This is a genomic window from Sulfuricurvum sp. RIFOXYD12_FULL_44_77 (assembly GCF_001830725.1).
Classification (GTDB): Bacteria; Campylobacterota; Campylobacteria; order Campylobacterales; family Sulfurimonadaceae; genus Sulfuricurvum; species Sulfuricurvum kujiense_A.
This window is the reverse complement of the sequence record NZ_MIBU01000082.1, coordinates 1-1,786: the sequence shown is the minus strand read 5'-3', so window position 1 is coordinate 1,786 and position 1,786 is coordinate 1. Positions and strand designations below refer to the sequence as shown.

Below are 1,786 nucleotides of genomic sequence, written 5' to 3'. Positions count from 1 at the left end.
CCTGAAAAACCGATCATTTTTATGACTGCCTACACCGATATTGAGAGCATCACCCATGCTTACCATCTCGGATGCAGCGATTATCTTAAAAAACCGTTCGATTTGATGGAATTGCTCCTGCGCGTTCAAAAGCTCCTCTCATCCGCACACGACGATGAGATTCACATTACCCCGTTGCATACATTTAACCTTGCCTCTAAACAGCTTTTTCAAGAGGGTAAGATGGTCAGCCTCACCAAGAATCAGCGCAATATTCTCTACATATTGACTAAATATCGTAACACACTCATCACGTATGATATGTTTTTAGAGTATATTTGGGAAAATAAGTTTATCAAATTCAATACGATTGCTTCCCATATTCGTGAGATTCGCCACACGGTTACAGGGTTGGACATCCGTAACATCAGGGGAGAAGGTTACCTTTTAAAAGTATGACCTCTAAACACCTTCTAATATCATCGCTTCCGCAACCCGCTTAAATGCCGCAATATTTGCACCATCCACAAAATTCCGCTCCACACCGTACTCTTTTGCCGTCAGTGAAATTCGTTTATAAATTTGGCGCATCAATTCATCAAGTTTACGATCCACTTTCTCAAAATCCCATTTCTCCATCGAAGCATTTTGAGACATCTCAAATTCACTTACTGCGACCCCTCCGGCATTGGAGGCTTTTCCTGGGGCAAAAAGAACCCCTTCGCGCTGAAGCAGTTCGATCGCATCGGGGTATGTCGGCATATTAGCCCCCTCCACTACCGCCACACACCCGTTTTCGATCAGTTTTGCGGCATCCGCAACACTCAATTCGTTTTGAGTTGCACACGGAAAGGCGGCGAAACATGGAATCTGCCATACTGCATGCTCATCTATTGGATACTCAGATTTTGGTGTATATACTGAGCCGGGGGTTCTGCGAGCGTACTCTGCAAGAGAGATCCGTTTACCATCCTCTTTGAGCTCTCTAACGAGGAGTAGATCGATACCTCTGGGATCGTAGATGGCTCCATCGCTGTCACTGCACGTTACTACCAACGCACCTAGCTGCTGAAGTTTCTCTATTGTATGGATAGCGACATTCCCGGCACCGCTCACCGTGCATACTTTCCCCTCCAGCGACTCTTGTAACTCTTCTTTGAGCATCTCACGGGCAAAATAGACGGCCCCATACCCCGTCGCCTGAGGGCGCATCAATGAACCGCCGAAAGTATAAGGCTTACCGCTCAAAACTCCGTCATAATTATGGGTGATCCGTTTGTACTCTCCGAACAAATAGCCGATCTCTCTGGCACCGACTCCGATATCCCCTGCGGGAACATCGACGCGTGAACCGATATAAGGGTAAAGTTCACGCATAAAAGCACGGCAAAACCGCATTATTTCAAAATCGCTTTTCCCTTTGGGATCAAAATCCGATCCCCCCTTAGCCCCACCTATAGGGAGACCCGTGAGAGAGTTTTTGAAAATCTGTTCAAACGCCAAAAATTTCAACATACCCGTCGTTACGCTGGGGTGAAAACGAAGACCCCCTTTGTAAGGCCCCAGAGAGTTATTGAATTGTATACGGTATCCGTTGTTGATGTGAACTTTATTGTTATCATCAAGCCATTGGACTTTAAATTGGATAATACGATCAGGGGTAACGAGACGCTCAAGTATGGCGAACTGCTCATAGCGTGAGTCAGTTTTGATGATAGGTTCCAGCGAGGCTAGAACTTCGCTCACCGCTTGCAAAAAAGTGTTGTCTGTACAGCAATTAGATTTTTCGAGATTGGCTAAGATTTTT

At 45.8% G+C, this 1,786-nt stretch carries 2 protein-coding genes; one reads left to right on the top strand and one right to left on the bottom strand.

The genetic code is table 11. The features are described 5' to 3' along the window. The coding region (locus A2517_RS03765; protein ID WP_294894286.1) for a winged helix-turn-helix domain-containing protein at positions 1 to 438 on the top strand (438 nt) is incomplete at its 5' end. A gap of 3 nt (positions 439 to 441) precedes the next feature. Here the strand turns inward: A2517_RS03765 and gdhA are convergent. Further along, a complete protein-coding gene (gene gdhA / locus A2517_RS03760; protein WP_294894288.1) occupies positions 442 to 1,782 on the bottom strand; it encodes an NADP-specific glutamate dehydrogenase in 1,341 nt (446 codons plus the stop codon). Positions 1,783 to 1,786: the final 4 nt, after the last annotated feature.